Annotated in this window: 14 protein-coding genes and 2 tRNA genes; 8 read left to right on the forward strand and 8 right to left on the reverse strand. The window is 54.2% G+C overall.

What is annotated here, in order from left to right; translation table 11 throughout:
• Positions 1-13 precede the first annotated feature (13 nt).
• Together MUU51_RS15465 and MUU51_RS15470 are read right to left on the reverse strand one after the other, a co-directional pair.
• On the reverse strand, positions 14-409 hold the full coding sequence (locus MUU51_RS15465; protein WP_159770032.1) for a YfeC-like transcriptional regulator: 396 nt from the start codon (positions 407-409) through the stop codon (positions 14-16).
• On the reverse strand, positions 409-771 hold the full coding sequence (locus MUU51_RS15470) for a YfeC-like transcriptional regulator (RefSeq protein ID WP_159770035.1): 363 nt from the start codon (positions 769-771) through the stop codon (positions 409-411). Before MUU51_RS15470 ends, MUU51_RS15465 begins: the two co-directional genes overlap by 1 nt.
• Positions 772-990: 219 nt before the next feature.
• Between MUU51_RS15470 and MUU51_RS15475 the strand changes: the two genes are divergently transcribed.
• The 3 genes from MUU51_RS15475 (at position 991) to MUU51_RS15485 (ending at position 3,577) form a co-directional block, all read left to right on the forward strand.
• Positions 991-1,066: transfer RNA gene (locus tag MUU51_RS15475), tRNA-Ala, on the forward strand.
• A gap of 42 nt (positions 1,067-1,108) precedes the next feature.
• Positions 1,109-1,184: transfer RNA gene (locus tag MUU51_RS15480), tRNA-Ala, on the forward strand.
• A 212-nt stretch (positions 1,185-1,396) separates the two neighbouring features.
• A complete protein-coding gene (locus MUU51_RS15485; protein WP_258968078.1) occupies positions 1,397-3,577 on the forward strand; it encodes an EAL domain-containing protein in 2,181 nt (726 codons plus the stop codon).
• A gap of 82 nt (positions 3,578-3,659) precedes the next feature.
• Here MUU51_RS15485 and MUU51_RS15490 read toward each other — a convergent pair whose 3' ends face one another.
• Positions 3,660-4,862: a NupC/NupG family nucleoside CNT transporter gene (locus MUU51_RS15490; protein ID WP_159770041.1), complete on the reverse strand. Its 1,203-nt coding sequence runs from the start codon at positions 4,860-4,862 to the stop codon at positions 3,660-3,662.
• Between the two features lie 317 nt (positions 4,863-5,179).
• Between MUU51_RS15490 and MUU51_RS22260 the strand changes: the two genes are divergently transcribed.
• Together MUU51_RS22260 and MUU51_RS15495 are read left to right on the forward strand one after the other, a co-directional pair.
• Positions 5,180-5,236 (forward strand): hypothetical protein, encoded by a 57-nt coding sequence (locus MUU51_RS22260; protein WP_420805094.1) that lies wholly within the window; start codon positions 5,180-5,182, stop codon positions 5,234-5,236.
• The gene (locus MUU51_RS15495; RefSeq protein ID WP_159770044.1) at positions 5,217-6,455 is read left to right on the forward strand and encodes an Nramp family divalent metal transporter; all 1,239 of its coding nucleotides are present in this window, start codon (positions 5,217-5,219) and stop codon (positions 6,453-6,455) included. The genes MUU51_RS22260 and MUU51_RS15495 overlap by 20 nt, the downstream gene beginning before the upstream one ends.
• A 48-nt stretch (positions 6,456-6,503) precedes the next feature.
• Here the strand turns inward: MUU51_RS15495 and MUU51_RS15500 are convergent, their stop codons facing one another.
• Positions 6,504-6,860 (reverse strand): DUF2502 domain-containing protein, encoded by a 357-nt coding sequence (locus MUU51_RS15500; protein ID WP_159770047.1) that lies wholly within the window; start codon positions 6,858-6,860, stop codon positions 6,504-6,506.
• 124 nt (positions 6,861-6,984) lie between these two features.
• A complete protein-coding gene (mgrA, locus tag MUU51_RS15505) occupies positions 6,985-7,983 on the reverse strand; it encodes an L-glyceraldehyde 3-phosphate reductase (RefSeq protein ID WP_258968079.1) in 999 nt (332 codons plus the stop codon).
• 174 nt (positions 7,984-8,157) lie between these two features.
• On the opposite strand from mgrA, the gene MUU51_RS15510 reads away from it, so the two are divergent.
• Positions 8,158-9,819: an alpha-keto acid decarboxylase family protein gene (locus MUU51_RS15510; RefSeq protein ID WP_258968080.1), complete on the forward strand. Its 1,662-nt coding sequence runs from the start codon at positions 8,158-8,160 to the stop codon at positions 9,817-9,819.
• Between the two features lie 6 nt (positions 9,820-9,825).
• Here MUU51_RS15510 and MUU51_RS15515 read toward each other — a convergent pair whose 3' ends face one another.
• Complete coding sequence (locus MUU51_RS15515) at positions 9,826-11,058, reverse strand: ion channel protein (protein ID WP_159770056.1); 1,233 nt, start codon at positions 11,056-11,058, stop codon at positions 9,826-9,828.
• 204 nt (positions 11,059-11,262) lie between these two features.
• Here MUU51_RS15515 and glk point away from each other — a divergent pair, with 204 nt between their 5' ends.
• Complete coding sequence (gene glk / locus MUU51_RS15520; RefSeq protein ID WP_159770059.1) at positions 11,263-12,228, forward strand: glucokinase; 966 nt, start codon at positions 11,263-11,265, stop codon at positions 12,226-12,228.
• A 43-nt stretch (positions 12,229-12,271) separates the two neighbouring features.
• On the opposite strand, the gene MUU51_RS15525 is transcribed toward glk, so the two are convergent.
• Both MUU51_RS15525 and MUU51_RS15530 read right to left on the reverse strand, forming a co-directional pair.
• A complete protein-coding gene (locus MUU51_RS15525) occupies positions 12,272-13,006 on the reverse strand; it encodes a LytR/AlgR family response regulator transcription factor (protein WP_258968081.1) in 735 nt (244 codons plus the stop codon).
• A 9-nt stretch (positions 13,007-13,015) separates the two neighbouring features.
• Complete coding sequence (locus tag MUU51_RS15530) at positions 13,016-14,713, reverse strand: sensor histidine kinase (protein ID WP_159770065.1); 1,698 nt, start codon at positions 14,711-14,713, stop codon at positions 13,016-13,018.
• Positions 14,714-15,099: 386 nt separating this feature from the next.
• Here MUU51_RS15530 and alaC point away from each other — a divergent pair, with 386 nt between their 5' ends.
• Complete coding sequence (gene alaC, locus MUU51_RS15535; RefSeq protein WP_159770068.1) at positions 15,100-16,338, forward strand: alanine transaminase; 1,239 nt, start codon at positions 15,100-15,102, stop codon at positions 16,336-16,338.
• Positions 16,339-16,394 lie beyond the last annotated feature (56 nt).

The raw sequence follows: 16,394 nt of genomic DNA on the forward strand, positions 1-16,394 counted from the left end.
GCCTGCCGTTTCTTTATGCGCTTTCGTCCGCTATGCTAAGTCGTTGTAGAAAACCGCTTAACCCTTCCCGAACCAGCAGCGTTTGCAAACGCTGTTTCTCATCAGGCTCCATCATTACTAATACATCCTGTATTTTCCGCCAGACGGGATCGTTGTCCTGCGTGTGGTAGATGTAATCGGGTTCGGCTGCCTGCAAGGAAAGCTTGAGGTGACGCAGTTTTGGCGTGGTGGCGAGAAAATCTCTGACCTCTGGCGTGATATGAATCAGACGCGCTCTGCCGCCCTTCACGCCAGGGATCGACTCCGTAATCCAGTTTTGTTCCCGGATCCAACGATTGATTGTCTGTTTGGCCACACCCACACAGTTCGCCAGCTCCTGCGTAGTCATTTTGCTGTGAAGTATGTTCATCACTGTCCTTGCGTACGGATACCCAGGCGGAGAAGCAGACCGGTGATGCCTTCACGCAGTAGCAGGCTGGTCAGCTCTTTTTGCTCGTGGTCTGACATTTCTTTTGCGAGCGACAGCAGAAGGGAATCAAAGCTGTCTTCTGCAGGATAATGTACTGCGGCCGGGTAATCAGCGGCGCGCTGGGCGCTGCGTATAAATTCACGGACGTCATCACTGACGTGCACAAGACGTGCTTTGCCGCCCTGAACACCCGGACGAGGTGACGTTTGCCATCCTTCTTTGCGTACCCATTTATTGATTGTTTGTCGGCTATAACCGGTTAGATGGGCAAGTTCCTCCGGTGTCATTCGTTCCTTGAGCATGCTATTTCCTGAGTGCCTGTGTGGGAATTAAAGGTTCATGTTATAGCATCCTTTAACGTGAAACCGTGACGCGTTTAACTCCTGATTGCGAGAACGTACGCAATGTCATTTAGTTGCATGCTTTTTCATCGATTGAAATAGAGGTGAACATTTTGCCGTTGACACCTGGCAAGGGAATTCATATTATGCCGCCCGTCAACACGACACGCTTTACGTTACGGGGCTATAGCTCAGCTGGGAGAGCGCTTGCATGGCATGCAAGAGGTCAGCGGTTCGATCCCGCTTAGCTCCACCAAATTCTGCACCCAACAGATTTGGAACGTGAAGTAAAAATTGTGGGGCTATAGCTCAGCTGGGAGAGCGCTTGCATGGCATGCAAGAGGTCAGCGGTTCGATCCCGCTTAGCTCCACCAAAATTCAAACCCTCGCCTCGGCGGGGGTTTTTGCTTTTCTGCGCCCGTGAAACTTAAGAAAGCGACCTGCTGATGTTAAAACGCATCTGGATGTTAAATCCCATATAAACAATGGGATTTTTCTTGCGGCGGGAACTTGATTCGCTCAATTACTAAACATAATATTTCCCTGTTGCAGTTATATGCCCAGCCGGAATCCTCCCCAAACCAATATGATGTTGAAAAATAACGCTTCTGCCAAAAAATTTTTGCTGGCGCTGATCTTAAGTATATTCTCGATCCCAGTGGCCCGTTTTCTGGCGCCGGAAACCGTAATAGATGGCAACGCCATTTACCTTGCCTGGCTACCGCTGTGCGTCATTCTGTCGATGCTTCTGCTGTTTGGGCGCCACGCGGTGCTGCCGCTGATTCTGGCGTTTACCGTAACAAATCCCTGGTTTATGTCGTTGCCCTTTGGGCAAAACCTGGTGCTGGTGTTCTGCCAGCTGTTTTCTCCGATATTTTCCTGCGGCATTTTGCGCATGCTAATAGGTAAGCGCTGGCGCTTCGGGCTGCCTAACCGTTACATGGGGCAACGTATTTTCTGGGCCTGTTTCTTTGCGCCGTTGATGCTAAAAGGGTCGATGCATCTGGCGGGATTGTGGCTGGACTTCCCGATATCGGTTTCCGGTTATTTTGTTTCCGCCTTGGTTATCTACAGCCTCGTCGATATTCAGAGTCTGATTTGCGCCGGGCTCATTTTCACCATGCTGTTTTATTACCCGCTACGGATGATCATCAACCCACAGTACGCGCGGAAGTTCTGGCTGCGTAACATCCGGCCTGCGCTGAGCCGCCAGCAGTGGCTGTTTACGGTGAACTGGCTGGTGGCGCTGACCGCATTTCTGCTGATTCTCTGCGTGCCATTTGAGTCGGACTATATCGCTGGCTATCTGGTGCCTGTTATTTTCATCCTGTTCTTCCTCGTTATTAACCGCTTTAACTATCCGCTGATCTGCTTATTGTGGGGCATCAGCACTTTTTTCCTGGTGGTCTACAACGACAACTTCTTGCAGGGCGTGAACACCGAATATGCGCTTTCGTTTGTGATGTCAGTGCTTATCTCATTCACCATATGCATGCTTTACATGTCGCAATTACAGGCCCGCAGCAACGCTCTCCGGCGCAAATGGCACAACCAGGCGTGGCAGGATCCGCTGACCGGTCTGCCAAATCTGCGCGCGTTTGAAAGCTATCTGGAGAATCATCCTCAGGCCAGCGTATGCTGCCTGCGGATGGATAATATGGAGTTCTTAAGCCGCCACTACGGGATGATGATGCGTGTGAACTGTAAGCGGATGGTCGCCCGGGCTTTGCAGCCGCTGCTTGGCCGGGAAGAACAGCTTTTCCAGTTGCCGGGGAGTGAACTGCTGCTGGTACTGCACGGCTCTGAAACCGCCGGGAGGCTCGCGTATATCGTCGATTTTCTCAACAGCCAGACGTTTAACTGGCAGGGCGATGCGTTGGATCTGGAGTTTGGCGCGGCCTGGGGCGTGATTGAAGGGGAGGGAGAAAATCTGCACCACACGCTTGGTCAATTGAGCTGGCTATCAGAGCAGGCCTGCGCAGCACGGCGGGTACTGGCGCTTGATAACAGTCTGGCGACGGTCTCTGACAACACCACGGAACGTGTGATACAGCTGAACCGTGTGAAGAAAGCGCTGGCTGAAGGCGGTTTAACGCTTTACGCGCAGCCGATTGTTAGCCAGTCCGGCGACCGCTATCACGAGATTCTGGCGCGAATGAGCTGTAATGGGCAAATTATCCCCCCCGATCAGTTCATCCCGGTTATTGCGCAGTTCAACCTCAGCAAGCGCTTTGATTTGCTGGTGGTAGAGACGCTGTTCAAAGCGATGAAGGCGCTGCCGGGCGAGCGTTTCTCCGTCAATCTGATGCCGTTCACGCTGATGCAAAAGGAGATCGCCACTAAAATTCTCGCGCTGTTTAAGCAGTACGACGTTTCCCCGGAATTGGTCACTATTGAAATCACCGAACAGCAGGCGTTTTCCAGTTCTGAAATCAGCGTGCTGAATATTCAGCGTCTGCGCGATTACGGCTGTTTGATAGCGATTGATGACTTCGGTACCGGCTATGCGAACTATGAGCGTCTTAAGCGACTGGAGGCGGATATCGTTAAGATTGATGGCTGCTTCGTGCGTGACATTCTCACCGACCCGGTGGACACGATGATCGTCAAATCTATTTGTGAACTGGCGCGGGTGAAAAACCTGACGCTGGTGGCGGAATATGTTGAAACCGAGGCACAGCGAACGCTGTTGTATGAAATGGGCGTGGATTATCTGCAGGGGTATTTCATCGGCAAACCCCGTCCTCTTGCGGAACTACAGGCATAAAAAAGCCGGGAATTTCTCTAATGCTGGTCACATTAAACGACCTGTATTAGGCATTTCCCGGCCTTTATGTATACCTGATGACTTACAGAACCAGTGCGGCGATGGATGCAGACAGCACGCTCACCAGTGTAGAACCGTAAACCAGTTTCAGGCCGAAGCGTGAAACCACATTACCCTGTTCTTCGTTCAGGCCTTTAATCGCACCGGCGATGATGCCGATGGAAGAGAAGTTGGCGAAGGAAACCAGGAAGATGGACAGAATGCCTTCCGCGCGCGGAGAGAGCGTGCTGGCAATTTTCTGCAGATCCATCATTGCAACGAATTCGTTAGACACCATTTTGGTTGCCATGATGCTGCCGACTTGCAGAGCTTCATGAGCAGGAACGCCCATCACCCACGCAACAGGCCAGAAGATATAGCCCAGAATGCCCTGGAAGGAGATACCGTGGCCAAACCAGCTGGTCACGGTGAAGAACAGTGCATTCAGCGCAGCAATCAGAGCGATAAAGCCAATCAGCATAGCGGAAACGATGATCGCCACTTTGAAGCCAGCCAGAATGTACTCGCCCAGCATTTCGAAAAAGCTCTGGCCTTCGTGCAGATTGGACATCTGCAGGTTCTCTTCACTCTTATCAACCTGATACGGGTTGATGAGCGAAAGAACGATGAAGGTACTGAACATGTTCAGCACCAGTGCTGCAACCACAAATTTTGGGTCGAGCATGGTCATGTACGCGCCGACGATGGACATCGAAACGGTAGACATTGCGGTCGCCGCCATGGTGTACATGCGGTTGCGTGACATCTTGCCGAGAATGTCTTTATAAGCGATGAAGTTTTCGGACTGACCAAGGATCAGGGAGCTAACCGCGTTGAATGACTCCAGTTTCCCCATACCGTTGATTTTAGACAGCACGGTACCGATAGCGCGAATAACAATCGGCAGAACACGGATGTGCTGCAAAATACCAATCAGAGCGGAAATGAATACAATCGGACAAAGCACCTTCAGGAAGAAGAATGCGAGGCCTTCATCGTTCATTTTACCGAAGACGAAATTTGTCCCTTCATTAGCGAATCCGAGAAGTTTTTCGAACATCTCGGAGAATCCTTTCACAAATCCCAGGCCGACATCAGAGTTCAGGAAGAACCAGGCCAACAGAACTTCAATGACAAGCAATTGAATAACATAGCGAATGCGAATTTTTTTACGATCGTGGCTGACCAGCAAAGCCAAAATCGCAACCACAGCAAGCGCGAGGACAAAGTGTAGAACGCGGTCCATATTTGCTCCAAATATGAGGCAGGTTAAATTTCCGTGCACATTCTATGCAACAAGATAAAAGAAAACGAGATCTACACCGCACTATCAGTGAATCCTGTGAGCAAACTCAAAAAAGGTGATCAACCATACAAAACTGTTATGTTATGTAAAGGTGTTAAAAGTTGAGTTAATGTACTAATCTGACGATTGAATCATCCTGACGTTACTCTACCCGATAACATGGCTGATATTTGTTCCCCCGGCTATCGTTCCTGTCTATCAAAGAAATTATTATCACCTTGCTAAATGAACTTGATAATCATTCTCATTTTGATAGCATGAAACATAGCAAAGGCTATATTTCTGAGGCAGAAAATGACAAACAGTCGCGTTGAGAGTAGCAGCAGTCGCGCAGCGCGCAAGATGCGGTTTGCATTAATGGGGCCTGCGTTCATTGCTGCCATCGGCTATATCGATCCGGGGAACTTCGCCACCAACATTCAGGCAGGGGCCAGCTACGGCTATCAGCTGCTGTGGGTGGTGGTGTGGGCAAACCTGATGGCGATGCTGATTCAGGTGCTGTCGGCCAAACTCGGGATTGCCACCGGTAAAAACCTGGCGGAACAAATTCGTGACCACTACCCGCGTCCGCTGGTGTGGTTCTACTGGGTGCAGGCGGAAATTATCGCCATGGCAACCGATCTGGCGGAATTCATTGGTGCGGCGATTGGTTTCAAGCTGATCCTCGGCATCTCGTTATTCCAGGGCGCGGTCCTGACCGGGATTGCGACCTTCCTGATTTTAATGCTGCAACGGCGTGGTCAAAAACCGCTGGAAAAAGTCATCGGCGGGCTGCTGCTGTTTGTGGCGGCCGCGTACATCGTCGAGCTGATTTTCTCGCAGCCCGCTCTGGCACCGCTGGCGAAAGGGATGATTATCCCATCGTTACCGACATCTGAAGCGGTGTTTCTCGCGGCGGGCGTGCTGGGTGCAACCATCATGCCGCACGTAATTTACCTGCACTCTTCGTTAACGCAGCACTCGCACGGCGGTTCGCGGCAGGAGCGCTACAGCGCGACGCGATGGGATGTGGCGATCGCTATGACCATTGCCGGGTTTGTGAATCTGGCGATGATGGCCACGGCAGCGGCGGCGTTTCACTTCCGCGGTCACACCGGCATTACCGATTTGGATCAGGCGTACCTGACGCTTGAACCACTGCTCAGCCACGCGGCAGCGACTATTTTCGGTCTGAGTTTAATTGCCGCCGGGCTGTCATCCACCGTGGTCGGCACGTTGGCCGGGCAGGTTGTCATGCAGGGTTTTATTCGCTTTCACATTCCGCTCTGGTTCCGACGCGCGGTCACCATGCTGCCGTCGTTTGTGGTCATCTTTCTGGGGCTGGACCCGACACGTATTCTGGTGATGAGTCAGGTGCTGCTGAGCTTCGGTATCGCCCTGGCATTGGTGCCGCTGCTGCGGTTTACCAGTGATGCGAAACTGATGGGCGATCTGGTCAACACGCTCTGGGTAAAACGGACTGGCTGGGTGATTGTGGCGCTGGTGGTAGCGTTGAATGGCTGGCTACTGGTAGGCACACTGCTTGACCTGTAATTTAGCGATGAAGCAGACGATAAAAAAGCAGCCCGCAGGCTGCTTTTTTTAATGGTGATGCCCGCCGCCGTGACCGTGACCGCCACGACCCGGACCGCGACCCCTGCCGCCACGATGGTCATTCCTGTCGTGCCAGCCTTCACGGTAGCCGCGTTCGTAGGCGTTACGTTTGTCCCAACCGCGATGCCAGCCGTTGTCATGTCGATGCCAGCGCGCGTTGCGCCACTCGTAATTACGGCGCCAGTAGTCACGGTCGCGCCAGCGGTCTCCGTCCCAGTGATTACCGTAATTATCCTGATCGCCAATTTGTAATTTTACCGATGGGATCAGGGTGAGTTCGCCTGCATTCGCCACTATCGGGGCGCTCGCCAGTAAAACTGCAGCCAGAATCAGTGACCTGAACATGAATCTCTCCTTACGATCGGGGCCTAATTGGGCCTGTTAACGCAATCTTACGAGGTGTTACAACCTCGCAGCATTGGAGCAACTCCTAAATCCCAGATCACAGCACTATTTGCTAAAAGTGGCGTTATTTTGTTCCGTTCAAAATGGCGTCGATAGCCGCAATTTCCTGCGCCGAAAACTGGCGGCTATTGAGCATACCCACCGCGTCATCAAGCTGCGCTGTCTTGCTGGCCCCGATCAGCACCGAGGTGATTTTGTCATCACGCAGCACCCAGGCCAGTGCCATCTGCGACAATTTCTGCCCACGCTGCTGCGCGATTTCATTCAGCTTGCGGGCCTTATCGACTTTCTCGTCGGTAATGCTATCCGCGTTCAGGAACTTACTCCCGCTGGCGGCGCGGGAATCCGCCGGAATGCCGTTCAGATAGCGGTCTGTCAGCTGCCCGCCGGCCAGCGGGGAAAAAGCAATCGAGCCGACGCCCTGTTCTTCAAGTAGATCCGTCAGGCCGTCTTCTACCCAGCGCTCGAACATTGAGTATTTCGGCTGGTGTATAAGACACGGCGTGCCGAGATCCTGCAAAATTGCAAACGCCTCGCGGGCGCGGTCTGCCGGGTAATTGGAAAGGGCGACGTACAGCGCTTTACCCTGACGTACCACGTGGTCCAGTGCGCGCATGGTTTCTTCCAGCGGCGTTTCCGGGTCAGGACGGTGGTGATAGAAAATATCCACGTATTCCAGACCCATGCGCTTCAGGCTCTGGTCGAGGCTTGAAATCAGGTATTTGCGCGAACCCCAGTCGCCATACGGGCCATCCCACATGGTGTAACCGGCTTTACTGGAAATAATCAGCTCATCGCGATAAGGCAGAAAATCTTCGCGCAGGATGCGACCGAAATTGCTTTCGGCAGATCCCGGTGGTGGGCCGTAGTTGTTAGCGAGGTCAAAATGGGTGATCCCGAGATCGAACGCATGGCGCAACAGCTGACGGCTGGTTTCCAGTAATGTTTCATCGCCAAAGTTATGCCACAAGCCCAGCGAAATCGCCGGTAACTTCAGCCCGCTCCGGCCGCAGCGGTGATATTCCATGGCCTGATAGCGTGCCGCATTTGCCTGATAAACCATTAAAACCTCCAATGAGGAAAGGGTGTGTATACGTTTACACTAATCAATGTTGCTACGAAGGTACACCCTTAAAATCTGTAAATTTAACTTTCCACTAACAAATTCTTATCCTTCTGGACAGACTTCGCGCATCTCTAATACTCAGAATATCTACGCGGCAAAAGGAAGATGGCTATGCAATCGAATTACACAATCGCGGATTATTTGGTGGATCGTCTTGCCGAATGCGGTATTGACCATATGTTCGGCGTGCCGGGCGATTATAATTTGCAGTTTCTCGACCATGTCATCGATCACCCAAAGCTGTGCTGGGTAGGTTGTGCGAACGAGCTTAACGCGGCCTATGCCGTCGATGGTTATGCCCGGATACACGGCGCGGGCGTCCTGCTCACAACCTACGGTGTCGGGGAGCTCAGCGCGCTGAACGGCATTGCCGGGAGTTTTGCCGAATACGTGCCTGTTTTGCATATCGTTGGCGCGCCGGGTACGGGTAGCCAACAGAAGGGCGAACTGCTGCACCACACCCTGGGCGATGGTAATTTCGGCCATTTTTTCGAAATGAGCATTCCGCTAAGCGTCGCCAGAGCGAAACTGACCGCCAGCAACGCCTGCCATGAAATCGACCGCGTGCTGCGGGAAATGCTCACCGAACGCCGTCCGGCGTACCTGATGTTACCGGCGGACGTCGCCAAAGCCCCGGCTACTGCGCCTGTAAACGTTCTCACTCTAGCGCCTATGAAGGCGGATAACAACGCGCTCGAGGTGTTTACGATGGCGGCCCGGCAGATGCTCATGCCCGCGAAGCGGGTTGCGATGCTGGCTGATTTTTTGGCCCAGCGTTATGGCCTGCAATCAATGCTCAGAAACTGGGTGGCGTCGCAGCCGCTGGCACATGCCACGCTGCTGATGGGGAAAGGGCTGTTTGACGAGTATCAGGCAGGCTACGTCGGCACCTACAGTGGAGCCGCCAGCGCCGATGACACCCGCGCGGCGATTGAAGATGCCGACGCGATTTTGTGCATCGGTACTCGCTTCACCGACACCATCACCGCCGGGTTTACGCAACGTCTTCCGGCAGAGAAAACTATCGAACTGCAGCCGTTTTCGGCCCGCGTAGGTAAGCGCTGGTTCAGTAGTTTACCGATGGAACAGGCCGTTCAGGCGCTGCAATCGCTGTGCGAGGAACTCTCATCAGGCTGGACGGCACCGGCTTCGCAGAAGAAACCTGCGACGGGAAAATACAGCGGAGCGCTGAGTCAAAACAGTTTCTGGCAGGCGTTACAAGATGCGCTGCAGCCGGGGGACATCATTCTGGCGGATCAGGGCACGGCGGCTTTTGGCGCGGCTTCGCTCACGTTGCCTGCTGATGCCACGCTGATTGTGCAGCCGCTATGGGGTTCAATTGGATTCACGCTGCCCGCCGCGTTTGGCGCGCAAACAGCGGCTCCGTCACGGCGCGTGGTGCTGGTCGTGGGCGATGGTGCGGCTCAGCTGACGGTGCAGGAAATTGGGTCGATGCTGCGCGACGGGCAGAAGCCGCTGATTTTGCTATTGAACAACGAAGGCTACACGGTGGAGCGGGCGATTCACGGGCCGGGACAGCGTTACAACGATATCGCTCTGTGGAACTGGACCCAAATTCCGCAGGCGCTGAGCCTGAATTGTCAGGCACAAAGCTGGCGTGTGACGGAGACCGTGCAGCTCCGTGAAGTGCTGGAGTTGGCTTCTCGTTGCCAGCGGCTGACGTTTGTCGAAGTGGTGCTGCCGAAACTCGAAATTCCTGAACTGCTGCGGGCCGTAACCCAGGCGCTGGAGGCCCGCAACAATACGCAGTGACGGAGATTAACGCGGCGGCTTGGCGATCATAATCGGTTTGCCCGCCAGCAGTAGCCAGGCGGGCAGCATCACAATGCACAGCAGCGGCAGTAGGGTCGTGTCCGGCACAACCACGGCGGCCATAAACAGGCTCAGCCAGCCATCGCGGGTCACCACCAGAACCAGGCCAAGGATGGCACAGGAAATGGTGATCGCCGCCGGAACCGCCTCAACGTGCGCATGCAGCATCAGGCCAAGCGCCACGGCGACAAACACTGCCGGGAAAATACGCCCACCACGGAAACCGCTGGCGGCAGCAACCACCAGCGCCGCCAGTTTCATCACCGCAATCAGCATGAAATCGGTCGACGTGAGCGTCTGACTAAAGGCCAGCTGTTGCATTTCATCCAGCCCTTTAAACAGGGTAATCGGCCCGCCAAAGGCACCGATCACCCCCAGCAGAAAGCCGCCCATTCCGAGGATCAGCACCGGATGTTTGAGTTTGTGCAAAAGGGTATGCAGGCGTGGCAGGCACCAGACCGCCACCATGCCGACGGCAATGGCGATGGCCGCGACGACAGCGCCGCTGAAAATGTCCACCAGGCGCATCTGGCTGTAATGGGCCACCGGTAAGGAAAATTGCGGATGGAAGAACAGGCTGGTGGTCAGTGCACCGGACGCGGCGGCAATCAGCGGGGCGAACAGTCGGTCCCAGAGGGGGATTTCGTCGTTGCCGCTCAGCATCTGCGAGAAAATGAGTGCGGCAGCGATAGGCGTGCCGAACAGGGCGCCGATAGTGCCGGAGGCGGCCAGAATGGTCCAGTCCATGGCCCCAACGCGTGGGAAAAAGCGGGCGCCGAGGGCGACGGCGAGTGCCACGTTCACCGACATAATCGGGTGTTCCGGGCCGAGGCTCACACCGCCTGCCAGGCCGAGGATCAGCGCGAGAATAAGGCCAGGCAGCGCCGATGGCAGCACCGGGGCGCCAATTAACGGCTCGGTTGCCGGGTCAGGGCCTGCGTGACCCGGGCTATAACGAATCACTAATCCAACGGCGATACCGGTGGCGGTCAGCATGAAAATTATCCAGGTCGTGGAATCGACGTTCACGCCGAAACTCGTGGGAAGCGTGGACCACAACAGCCGTTGCAATACGGCAGCAATTTTCATGATAACCACCAGAATCAGACTGGAGGCAATACCAATTATCAAGGCGGGAACCGATAACAGCAGCATGGTTCTGGCTCGCGGGTGGAGCATAGTGATTTCCTTTTAACTCTGAGCGCGCAACACTTTGCCGCCAAATGATGAAACCTTCATTGCAATTGGTGCTGAAACGGTAAAGTTATTGTGTGACCGGGATCGATAAATCGTGGGCACTACTGTGTTGATCGTTGTTGTTATGTCGCCATGAATTTACAGTGTGCCAAAGACTTATTCAGACTTTAGCGGAGCAGTAACAGAATGACAAAGTTTGCGTTAACGGGTGATGTCGGCGGGACGAATGCCCGACTGGCACTGTGCAATCTGGCCAACGGCGAGATTACACAAGCGAAAACCTATTCCGGGCTGGATTATCCAAGCCTTGAAGCGGTAGTGCGGGTTTACCTTGATGAACAAAAGGTTGACGTAAAAGAGGGCTGCATCGCAATAGCCTGTCCAATTACCGGCGACTGGGTGGCAATGACCAACCACACCTGGGCGTTCTCCATCGAAGAGATGAAGAACAATCTGGGCTTTACGCATCTGGAAATTATTAACGACTTTACCGCTGTTTCCATGGCGATTCCGATGCTGAAAAAAGAGCACCTGATTCAGTTCGGCGGTAAAGAGCCGGTGGAAGGTAAGCCGATTGCCGTGTACGGCGCGGGAACGGGTTTGGGCGTTGCGCACCTGGTTCACGTGGACAAACGCTGGGTGAGCCTGCCGGGCGAAGGCGGCCACGTAGACTACGCGCCGAACAGCGAAGAAGAGGGCATCATTCTGGAAGAGCTGCGCGCCGAGCTGGGGCATGTTTCCGCCGAGCGCGTGCTGTCTGGCCCAGGGCTGGTGTATCTGTACCGTGCGATTGTTAAATCAGACGGTCGTTTGCCGGAAAATCTACAGCCGAAAGACGTCACCGAACGCGCGCTGGATGCTTCCTGCATCGACTGCCGTCGAGCGCTGTCGCTGTTCTGCGTGATCCTCGGCCGCTTTGGCGGCAACCTGGCGTTGACGCTCGGCACCTTTGGCGGCGTGTATATCGCCGGGGGCATCGTGCCGCGTTTCCTCGAATTCTTTAAATCGTCCGGTTTCCGCGGTGGGTTTGAGGACAAAGGGCGTTTCAAATCTTACGTGCAGGACATTCCTGTGTTCCTGATCGTGCACGACAATCCCGGTCTGATTGGTTCCGGGGCGCACCTGCGCCAGTCGCTGGGGCAAATTCTCTGAGTGGATTTTCCTGAGATGAATAAGGCGCCATTGGCGCCTTTTTTTACAAATGCATCAGCTGGCGAAACTCTTTCACTTTGCTGCGACTGACCGGCACCTGAAAATCGAGATCGCGTAATCTGAGAATGTAGGTGTTATTAAACCACGGCTCGATTTCTCGGATTTTATTCAGATTAACGCAGTACGAGCGATGGCAGCGGAAGAAATGCGCCGCCGGAAGCTTGCTGCAAAACTCGGTAATGTTCATCGGCATCACCCACGACTCGCGTCGGGTATACACGAAGGTCATTTTCTCGTGCGCTTCGGCGTAATAGATATCGTGGATAGAGGTCACGAAAATCTTCTCATCACGGATCAGGTTGATGGTGTCGTTTTCTCGCTGAGGACTCGCTGCGCTGCTATTGCTCCCCGACTGCTGTTGCCAGGCGTTTTCCAGCTTTTGCAGCATCGTGACGATGCGCGATTCCTGATACGGCTTGAGAATGTAATCGAAGGCTTCCAGTTCAAACGCTTCCACCGCATGTTCTTTCCACGCGGTGATAAACACGATAAAAGGCTTATGGGCGAACTGGCTGATGTTCTGCGCCAGCAGCACGCCGTCGAGCGACGGTATATTGATGTCGAGAAAAATGGCATCGACCTTGTTGTGCTGCAAAAACTTCAGCACGTCCAGCCCATCATCAAACGTGCCGACAATCTCCATCTGGCTGTGTTCTTTAACCAGCCAGGTCAGCTCCTGCTGAGCAAGCACTTCATCTTCAACAATGATGACTTTCATATTCCGTCCTTATGACAGCAGGCTTGCAGTGGAGGGGGACGGCGTGCGCTGGTTTGGCACATAAAACGCAATCTCGGTGCCGGGCTCAAGACGGCGAATATGCAGACCTTCGCCATACAGCAGCGTCACGCGGTGATGCACATTGAGCAGGCCAATTTTATTGCCTGGCATCTCGTTCGCCTCAACGCGGGCAATCACCGCCGGGTCGATGCCGTGCCCGGTATCCCGCACGCTGATTCGCACGCGGTTCCCGCTTTCACTGATGCTGATGGTCACCACGCCTTTCCCTTTGCAGGGCTGGATGCCGTGCACAATCGCGTTTTCGACCAGCGGCTGGATCAGCAGGCTTGGGATCATGCAGTTTACTTCATCGTCGATGTCGTAAATCACCGTCAGCTTGTCACCAAAGCGCGCCTGTTCGATGGCGATGTAATCCTTAATTTGGTACAGCTCTTTGCGAATATCGATCTGCTCGTCGTCCTTCAACTCAATGTTATAGCGCAGATAACGCGACAGATTGAAAATCAGCTGCCGGGCGGTGTCTGGATTGAGGCGAATCGACGACGAAATGGCGTTCAGCGCGTTAAACAGGAAATGAGGATTAATTTTACTTTGCAGCGCCCGCAGCTCTGCCTTATTTGCCATTTCACGTAATTGCTCGGTGCGGGACACTTCGAGCTGAGTCGAGATTATCTGTGACAGGCCCACCGCCATTTCCTGTAGCGAGGACGTTATCTGGTGCGCGGGGCGGTAATAGATTTTTAGCGTGCCGGTGACCACGCCTTTTTCCCACAGCGGGATGATCATGATTGAATGGATCTCCGGTGTGCGGTAGGCCACGTCGTCATTGCGGATAATGATTTTTCCGTCGCTCAGCGCCTGGCGGGTTCGCGGGCTTATCCCCAAATCATTCTTTTTGTAATTGGTTTCTCCGAGGCCGACGTAGGCCAACACTTTCTCATTATCGGTAATCGCCACCGCATCTGCGTCAATATCCCGGCGAATAATGTCGCAGACCTGGCGCAGGGATTCGCTATTCACGTTACGAAACAGCGGAAGCGTTTTGTTGGCTATTTCCAGAGCGAGCTTGGCCTGCCTTGCGGCGATGGCCTCTTTTTCCCCTTCAACGCTGCGTACCAGCAGTACGATAAAACCGATACACACGCTGCCGAGGATCATCGGCACGCCAATTTTTGAAACGATATCGAACCCGAGTTGCATCGTCGGCGCCCAGACGATAACGAGGATCATGGTCAGCGTTTCGCACAGCATCCCGGCGAGGATCCCGACGCGCCAGTGTTGCACCTTGGGGACTTTGCAGTGTATCCAGCCGGAGAGCAGACCGGCGATAATGCTGGTTATAAAGCAGGGCACGGCGGTGACGCCGCCGATATCTATCAGATAGCGGTGCGTACCGGCGATAAGGCCGGTAATGGCGCCGACCCACGGGCCAAACAGAATGCCGCCGGACATCACCGCAATCACCCGCACATTCACCAGCGAGCCTTCCACATGCACGCCAGACCATGTGCTGAATAGCGCGAACAGCGAGAAGATGGCAGTGACGGCGAGCAGCTCCTTCGGCGTATGGGCAGATTTATGCAGCAGCTCGCGGAACAGGCGGATGCGGATAAGGAAAAACAGGCAAATCAGCATCAGGGCGGCTCTGTCAAAGACCGCCAGCAGCATAGTAAAGATTTCGTGCATGAGTGCGCCGTATGTATCACTGAAAGTAATATGATAAAAAACCTGGCGAGGGATAGCCAGCAATCACGTGGATTAGGGAACGGGGAAAAGACTCACTTTTAAAAGGGGATTGTTGTTTCGGTCTCAGCACAGGGGGAAATACGGGGCAAGTGCGCGCTCTGAAGTAAACCAATTGATATCACTGTGTAAATAGTATTTTGCTGTAAAGCAGATATCAGGCAGCGGGCATTGCCTCTTATCGGATATCACTTCCTCATTTTAGCTGCATGAATTATTTTTCCCAAACCCTCTCGACAGCAGGAAAAACTTCGGGTTATTTTCATTCATGCCACACAGGTGGCAGCGTCGCTCGGACGGTCCGGGCGCTCACGTTATCCGAGGAAATTATGGCTGACTCCAGTCCTGAACGTCGTTTTACCCGTATCGACAGGCTTCCCCCTTACGTATTCAATATCACAGCTGAGCTGAAAATGGCTGCGCGTCGGCGCGGCGAAGACATTATCGACTTCAGCATGGGTAATCCCGACGGGGCTACGCCGCCGCATATCGTCGAAAAACTCTGTACCGTGGCTCAGCGCCCGGATACCCATGGCTACTCCACGTCTCGCGGGATCCCACGCCTGCGCCGGGCGATTTCGCGCTGGTATAAAGACCGTTATGACGTTGAAATTGACCCCGAAAGCGAAGCTATCGTCACCATCGGTTCGAAAGAGGGGTTGGCGCACCTGATGCTGGCGACGCTGGATCACGGTGATACCGTGCTGGTGCCGAACCCAAGCTATCCGATTCATATTTATGGCGCTGTGATTGCCGGGGCGCAGGTGCGTTCCGTGCCGCTGGTGGAAGGCGTCGACTTCTTTAACGAACTCGAACGCGCCATTCGTGAAAGTTACCCGAAACCGAAGATGATGATCCTCGGCTTCCCGTCGAACCCGACCGCGCAGTGCGTTGAGCTGGATTTCTTCGAGAAAGTAGTCGCGCTGGCGAAGCGCTACAACGTGCTGGTGGTGCATGATTTAGCCTACGCCGATATCGTTTACGACGGCTGGAAAGCGCCGTCGATCATGGAGGTTCCTGGCGCACGTGATGTCGCTGTGGAGTTCTTCACGCTGTCGAAAAGCTACAACATGGCAGGCTGGCGCATCGGTTTCATGGTCGGCAACAAAGAGCTGGTTAACGCACTGGCCCGTATCAAAAGCTATCATGATTACGGTACCTTTACGCCGCTGCAGGTGGCGGCGATTGCTGCACTGGAAGGCGATCAGCAGTGCGTGCTGGATATCGCTGAGCAGTACCGTCGCCGTCGTGACGTGCTGGTTAAAGGCTTGCATGAGGCCGGATGGATGGTCGACATGCCGAAGGCGTCGATGTACGTCTGGGCGAAAATACCGGAACAGTACGCCGCAATGGGCTCGCTGGAGTTTGCGAAAAAGATGCTGCAGGACGCGAAAGTCTGCGTTTCACCGGGGGTTGGTTTTGGCGACTACGGCGACACGCACGTGCGCTTTGCGTTGATTGAAAACCGGGACCGAATCCGTCAGGCCGTTCGTGGAATTAAAGCGATGTTCCGCGCCGACGGTCTGCTGCCGGTTTCCGGCAAGTCCGCGACGGAAAGTACCGAGTAATTCTCTGGTCGTCACGCTTTAGAAATGCAAACAGGAGCCAAATGGCTCCTGTTTTT

The organism is Scandinavium manionii (assembly GCF_024764775.1).
GTDB classification, from domain to species: Bacteria; Pseudomonadota; Gammaproteobacteria; order Enterobacterales; family Enterobacteriaceae; genus Scandinavium; species Scandinavium manionii.

What these genes read in the sequence shown, in the direction of transcription:
- MUU51_RS15530 (WP_159770065.1), bottom strand. Translation starts at nt 14,713, where the DNA reads ATGCACGAAATCTTTACTATGCTGCTGGCGGTCTTTGACAGAGCCGCC.
- alaC (WP_159770068.1), top strand. Translation starts at nt 15,100, where the DNA reads ATGGCTGACTCCAGTCCTGAACGTCGTTTTACCCGTATCGACAGGCTT.
- MUU51_RS15515 (WP_159770056.1), bottom strand. Translation starts at nt 11,058, where the DNA reads ATGCTCCACCCGCGAGCCAGAACCATGCTGCTGTTATCGGTTCCCGCC.
- MUU51_RS15465 (WP_159770032.1), bottom strand. Translation starts at nt 409, where the DNA reads ATGAACATACTTCACAGCAAAATGACTACGCAGGAGCTGGCGAACTGT.
- MUU51_RS15485 (WP_258968078.1), top strand. Translation starts at nt 1,397, where the DNA reads ATGATGTTGAAAAATAACGCTTCTGCCAAAAAATTTTTGCTGGCGCTG.
- MUU51_RS15470 (WP_159770035.1), bottom strand. Translation starts at nt 771, where the DNA reads ATGCTCAAGGAACGAATGACACCGGAGGAACTTGCCCATCTAACCGGT.
- MUU51_RS15510 (WP_258968080.1), top strand. Translation starts at nt 8,158, where the DNA reads ATGCAATCGAATTACACAATCGCGGATTATTTGGTGGATCGTCTTGCC.
- MUU51_RS15525 (WP_258968081.1), bottom strand. Translation starts at nt 13,006, where the DNA reads ATGAAAGTCATCATTGTTGAAGATGAAGTGCTTGCTCAGCAGGAGCTG.
- glk (WP_159770059.1), top strand. Translation starts at nt 11,263, where the DNA reads ATGACAAAGTTTGCGTTAACGGGTGATGTCGGCGGGACGAATGCCCGA.
- MUU51_RS15495 (WP_159770044.1), top strand. Translation starts at nt 5,217, where the DNA reads ATGACAAACAGTCGCGTTGAGAGTAGCAGCAGTCGCGCAGCGCGCAAG.
- mgrA (WP_258968079.1), bottom strand. Translation starts at nt 7,983, where the DNA reads ATGGTTTATCAGGCAAATGCGGCACGCTATCAGGCCATGGAATATCAC.
- MUU51_RS15500 (WP_159770047.1), bottom strand. Translation starts at nt 6,860, where the DNA reads ATGTTCAGGTCACTGATTCTGGCTGCAGTTTTACTGGCGAGCGCCCCG.
- MUU51_RS15490 (WP_159770041.1), bottom strand. Translation starts at nt 4,862, where the DNA reads ATGGACCGCGTTCTACACTTTGTCCTCGCGCTTGCTGTGGTTGCGATT.